Source organism: Planktosalinus sp., assembly GCF_059864935.1.
Window position 1 is genome coordinate 1 of the sequence record NZ_JCBCCK010000346.1, and the last position, 5805, is coordinate 5805.

General features: G+C 38.7%; 6 protein-coding genes. 5 read left to right on the forward strand and 1 reads right to left on the reverse strand.

All coding sequences use genetic code 11. The annotated features are described in order from the left end of the window. Positions 1-1210 (forward strand): HAD-IC family P-type ATPase (locus tag AC6F75_RS11005; protein WP_500715068.1); only part of this gene is annotated, 1210 nt, incomplete at its 5' end. A gap of 25 nt (positions 1211-1235) precedes the next feature. Next, positions 1236-2885: a Na/Pi symporter gene (locus tag AC6F75_RS11010; protein ID WP_500715069.1), complete on the forward strand. Its 1650-nt coding sequence runs from the start codon at positions 1236-1238 to the stop codon at positions 2883-2885. Here the strand turns inward: AC6F75_RS11010 and AC6F75_RS11015 are convergent, their stop codons facing one another. Continuing rightward, positions 2886-4319: a GFO_1087 family putative carboxy terminal peptidase gene (locus AC6F75_RS11015; protein WP_500715070.1), complete on the reverse strand. Its 1434-nt coding sequence runs from the start codon at positions 4317-4319 to the stop codon at positions 2886-2888. It lies immediately after the preceding gene. A 289-nt stretch (positions 4320-4608) separates the two neighbouring features. On the opposite strand from AC6F75_RS11015, the gene AC6F75_RS11020 reads away from it, so the two are divergent. The 3 genes from AC6F75_RS11020 to AC6F75_RS11030 all read left to right on the forward strand — a co-directional run. After that, entirely contained in the window at positions 4609-5124 is a 516-nt protein-coding gene (locus AC6F75_RS11020; protein WP_500715071.1) for a GFO_1088 family ECF-type sigma factor, read from the forward strand. Then, positions 5105-5557, forward strand: a complete 453-nt coding sequence (locus AC6F75_RS11025) for a PG0215 family putative anti-sigma factor (RefSeq protein ID WP_500715072.1) — start codon at positions 5105-5107, stop codon at positions 5555-5557. The genes AC6F75_RS11020 and AC6F75_RS11025 overlap by 20 nt, the downstream gene beginning before the upstream one ends. A gap of 25 nt (positions 5558-5582) precedes the next feature. Beyond that, the coding region (locus AC6F75_RS11030) for a DUF4252 domain-containing protein (RefSeq protein ID WP_500715073.1) at positions 5583-5805 on the forward strand (223 nt) is incomplete at its 3' end.

Below are 5805 nucleotides of genomic sequence, written 5' to 3' on the forward strand. Positions count from 1 at the left end.
TTCGTGGTCAGCCGATGCTATGCGGGTAATAGGTTTGGCCTATAAAAAAATGCCCGATTCGGCGGAAAAGATTGATGAGAATGCCATAAAGGATTTGGTATTTTCCGGTTTTACCGGAATGATAGACCCCCCAAGACCTAACACTAAAGAAGCGGTTTTGCAATGTAAAAGTGCAGGTGTGAGGGTGATTATGGCCACCGGTGACCACATAAATACCGCCATTGCCATTGCCAAAGCTGTGGGTATTATAGGCGAAAATGATGGAGGAGAACTGCTTGCCTTAACTGAGCAGCAATTACTACAACTGGACGAAAAGGAATTTGATGAAGTAATCACAAAAGTTTCAGTTTTTGCCCGATTGACACCCTCGGTCAAGCTTCGCATTGCTGAAAGACTTCAGGCAATGGGAGAATTAGTAGCAATGACCGGCGACGGAGTGAATGACGCTCCGGCTCTAAAGAAAGCGGATATTGGTGTATCAATGGGCATTATGGGCACCGATGTCGCCCGTGAATCCTCACAGGTAGTACTTGCCGATGATAATTTTGCTTCCATTGTCAATGCCATTGAAGAAGGAAGGATAGTGTTTTCAAATGCCCGAAAAACGAGTTTCTTTTTAGTAACCACCAACTTTGCCGAAATCACCACCCTGGTTTCTCTTGTGGCTATGGGATTGCCCATGGCACTGACAGCCACACAAATCCTTTGGTTAAACCTTGTGACAGATGGTGTTTGTGATAAAGCATTGGCGACTGAGAGAGGACACAAGGACCTCCTAAAAGAAAAACCTGTTAGACAGGATGAAAAAATCCTTAACTCAAGCGTTTTACCCTTTTTATTTATGATGGCAGGAATTATGACTGTTCTGTCACTAACCGTTTATTTCTGGTTTATTGATGTAAGTATCGAAAAAGCCAGAACGACTGTATTTATAGTTATGGCGTTTTCGCAGTTGTTCAATTTGTACAATATGCGGTCGCTTAAGAAATCAGTTTTTGAAATTGGTTTTTTCTCAAACAAATATGTCAACCTTGCAATTATTATTTCTGTAGTAATTCAGCTGATGATTATAGAACTTCCGTTTTTTCAACGTGTTTTCTCCTTTGAGTTTGTTTCAATTCCTGAGTTTTTAACACTTATTGCTCTATCGTCATCAGTGCTTTGGAGTGGAGAGTTTTACAAATATGTGAAGTTTAAAATTGTCAAATAAATATTTTTGTTACTAAATTTGAAGTATGCAGGAAATCCCTTTTGATTTTTGGATGTTTTTGGCCGGATTGGGAATTTTCCTTTTCGGGATGCGTCATTTGGAGGAAGGCATTAAAGGTCTTGCCGGAAAATCATTTCAAAAAATCATCAAACGTTTTACAAACCGAAGCTGGAAAGGTATCCTTACAGGAACCTTTGTAACAGCAATCCTGCAAAGCAGTTCGATGGTCACTTTACTGGTGTTGGCTTTCCTTGGTGTCGGCATGTTGAGTTTAAAAAATGCTCTTGGCGTTGTTTTGGGGGCCAACCTGGGAACCACGTTTACAGCCTGGATAGTCGCTACACTTGGCTTTAAAATGAACATAGCCGATTTTTCCTTTCCCTTTCTCACACTTGGAATTTTATCATTTCTCTTTCTGGAAAGCAGACCGTTTTTGAAAAATATCGGTATTTTTCTCATCGGGTTTGGTTTATTGTTTTTGGGGTTGGATTTTATGAAAGACGCTCTCGATGCTGTCGCTGATCAAATCGACATGACATTCTATTCTCAGTATGGACTTTGGGCATTTCTTTTATTGGGCCTGATAGTAACTGCTTTAGTTCAGTCAAGCTCTGCCATGATAGTAATCATTTTAAGCGCATTGAATGCCGGGCTAATTGATGTTTATCAATCATTTGCAATGATAATTGGAGCCAATATGGGAACGACTTCCACACTATTGTTAGGCTCTATAGGCGGCACAGCTGACAAAAAAAGACTTGCACTGGCCAATGTGATTTTTAATTCAACAGCAGGAATTACCATATTTGTTTTTCTGGAACAGGTTGTCGATAAGGTTTATGTGTTTTTTAATATGACTGACCCTTTAATGGAATTGGTGTTACTGAATACCCTATTAAATCTTGCAGGAATTTTATTATTCTTGCCGCTTTTGGGTCCTTTTCAAAAATTCCTGAAGAATAGATATGAAAAAGCCGAACCTGAGGGTGAAACACTTTACATCAGAAAAATCACGACTGAATTTCCTGAAGTGGCCTTAAAAGCCATCAAAGATGAATTGGGTCAGGTGTATGTGTATGTTCAGGATTTTATTCAAACTTGTTTTGCTGTTACAAATGGCAATCAAAAGGCTTCGAGATGGAATACAATTTTTCAAACTGCTGTAAACCTCAATGAAAAATATGATAAAATTAAACGCCTTGAAGATGAGTTGACCATATTTTACCTGCAGCTTCAGGAACAAAACTTAACCGACAAAGAATCTGAACAACTCACATCAAATATGATTGCATTGCGTTCATTGGTCTATGGGGCCAAGGATATTAAGGATGTTGCTCACAATATCAAATTCATCATCGATAGTGAAGACCCGCTGGCACTTGAAATTTTGGAAAAACTCAGAGGCTTTGTCAAAAACAAAATTGACGAAATACATCAATATGTCGATGTTGACACCACAAACGCACCTTCTTTAAATGAAATGCTTGAAAGCAATGAAGTTTTTTACAATGAGATGATTACCTTCCTGTATAAAAATGCAAGGGGGTTAAGCAAAAAAAGCGCACCGGTATCTACCATAACCAATGTCATCAGGCAGACCGTTTCCTCAATGAATCATATTTGCCAGGCATTTATGCGAGATCAAATCAATGTTGAACAGTCAGGTTTAAAATAATTAATTGGCCGGCATGTTTACATTGTCCACATACATTCTGTTGTATGTTGGCAAGTGCATTTTACTGTTCCCCACTTCCTTAAACTCAAATTGTGACTTGCTTTGGGGCCTTCTGCCAAAAATCTCATCTAAAGCTGCTTCAAGCAAAGGTTCGTTGAGTTCACCTAAAACCCCCAGATTGGTTAAATCTTCAGGAAATTCAACAGTGGGGGGGATGCCGTCTACAAATCCTGTTACGCCATTGGCGTTGGCCGAAGTGAAAATAAGTGGTTGGATGGCATAAAAATGCGAAAGATTGGCCTGAGACCTTCTGAAATTGGGTGGTAGGCCGTCATAAAAGGTGGTTGATGCCTGAAACTTTCCTGTGGTGGTTCCGCCCACAAGTATCACCTCTATGTAGGGGTCAAGACTATTTATTACCAGTTCACTGGCTGATGCTGTACTGCGTGTAGATAAAATATAAATTCTGGTGAGGTTCAAACTATTGATTGCAGCCCCAGTTCTTAAAGTACTTGTAAATCTATTAATCAAACTTTCAGGATCGTTCTGCTGGAAAACGGATTGAAGTTCGGGATTCCACACTTCGGTTGAAAATACTTGGCCGGTGAACTGTCCTGTAATCATACCTGACAAATCGATGGCACTTCTAATTGAGCCACCGCTGTTGTAGCGCAAATCCAGAATAAGCTCATTGATTCCTTCGGCTTTAAATGTTCCAAAGGCATTATTGAGTTGCGTGTCAAAATCTGCCGTAAAGCCGTTATACATCATATAACCGATTTTTTGACCGTCAATCGTAAAAGTATTTGCAATATGAATGGGGTTTTCGACAATTTCAGACCTGACTAATGTAGTTGTTTCCCCGGTGGAAGTGATGTTAGTACCGTCAAAAGTTGCCCATCCAATTTCATAAGAGGTCAACTCCCTTAAAAGTGTAAAGTTTTCGTTTGTGATTTGAGCACCGTTAATGGTATTGAAAATCATTCCGCGTTGCACTCCTTTTTGAGCAGCATCGCTGTTGGGGATTACATACCTTACATAACCGAAAACATTAGTTTCACTTTCGGGATAGAAAACCAGGCCGTACTCCATTCCATGATTCAGAGAAATTCCTGCCAAAGCGGCTTCCAAAACTCTGTAATCACTCACTATAAAACTAAAACGGTCCTGCGGTGCGGTTAATGCTGAAAATAAATCTTCGGGAGTAGAGTAGGTGCCCAAATATTCATTCAATTCATTTTGTGAGGCAAACCGGTCATTGGCCAAATCAGGCACATTGGGTTTGTACAAATACCAAATGTTCATCGCTTTATATATGAAGTTTTGTATATCGAGCGTGGTTACATTTTGTATATTGTCATCAAAATCCTCAAAGCAGGACTGTAAACCTATAGAGAGTAGCAGTATTACGGCTAAAAGTTTAATCTTTTTCATCTGTTCCTTTTTATTTGTTTTTTTATAGTCAGATGTAATGCCCAAAGATTATTCGGCTTCGTCGCCTGAAGCTTCGTCTTTCGCAGAGCTTCGGAGAAGGACTTTGAAGCGCAAGGCGGATGGTTTGATAAATCCGTTAATGGGCATTTCATAGAAGTCAAATTGGGTCAAGCATCATTAGAACAATAAAAATAAGTACAATATTGTAAATGACAATTATTTTTGTAACAAAAAATAGAGTGATTCGTCATCAAGTTGTTAGCAGTTAACAAACCATCAAAACCAACCAATGCAAAAACACGAGTTCATAAATATAGTGATGCCCATAAAGGATAAATTATACCGAATGGCGAAACGCATTTTGGTTTCACACGATGAAGCCGAAGATGCTGTACAGGAAGTGTTTTTGAAATTGTGGAATGGCAGGGAGAATATAAAAAAATACTCCAAACCCGAGGCTTTTGCAATGACGATGACAAAAAATTATTGTCTGGACAGGCTCAAGTCAAAACAAGCTTCAAACTTGACCATAGTGCATCAAAATTTCAAAAGTTATGATGCCCGAACAGAAGACCAGGTGGAAGCAAAAGATGGAGTGGGCATGGTTTTTGAAATCATGAAACAATTGCCCGAGCAGCAGCGCATTATTTTGCAATTGCGCGACGTGGAAGAATATGAATACAGCGAAATTGCTGAAGTGATGGAAATGAATGAAACCGCAATCAGGGTCAATCTTTCACGGGCACGAAAAACAGTTAGGGAAGCATTAATAAAAAAATACAATTATGGACTTGCAAAAAATTGAACAATTACTGGACGCCTATTTTGAAGGCGAAACCGGTATTGAAGATGAAAAATTGCTCAAAGCTTATTTTTCAGGTAATGATATAGCTCCACATTTAGAGCCTTATCGCGACATGTTTGCCTATTTCGCGCAAGCAAAAACAGAAAGCACCAATGCTGAAATCAAAACACTAAAGCCTGAAAAACAGGGAGTATTGAAAAGTATGAGGCAGTGGTATTCCATAGCCGCTTTGTTTGTCGTGGCACTGGGGGTAACGTTCTTTTTGCAAAACAATGCAAATTCCATAACCGATGCTGAACGTATTGAAGCAGAAATCGCTTTTGAAAAAACCAAAGTAGCACTCAATTTTTTCTCACAACACTTTAATACCGGTGCTTCAAATCTATCAGTTTTAAATGAGTTTGCAGACCCAACAAATAAAATCTTTAAATAATATATAACAAATAAAACCCAAAACAATGAAAAAAATAATAGCAATATTAATAGTAGTTCTTGTTTCACAAGCTACTTTCAGTCAAAGTGTTTTTGATAAATATGAAAACCAAAGGGATGTGTCTTCTATGATTGTTACCAAAAACATGTTTAAATTAATGAGCAAAATTGATTTAAGTTCTAATGACCCCGAGGCAAAAAACTACCTTAAAACGGTCGAAAACTTGGAAAATATCAGAATTTTCACAA

Bases quoted from the DNA above. Each gene is read 5' to 3' on its own strand.
- AC6F75_RS11010 (WP_500715069.1), top strand. From the start codon at position 1,236: ATGCAGGAAATCCCTTTTGATTTTTGGATGTTTTTGGCCGGATTGGGA.
- AC6F75_RS11015 (WP_500715070.1), bottom strand. From the start codon at position 4,319: ATGAAAAAGATTAAACTTTTAGCCGTAATACTGCTACTCTCTATAGGT.
- AC6F75_RS11020 (WP_500715071.1), top strand. From the start codon at position 4,609: ATGCAAAAACACGAGTTCATAAATATAGTGATGCCCATAAAGGATAAA.
- AC6F75_RS11025 (WP_500715072.1), top strand. From the start codon at position 5,105: ATGGACTTGCAAAAAATTGAACAATTACTGGACGCCTATTTTGAAGGC.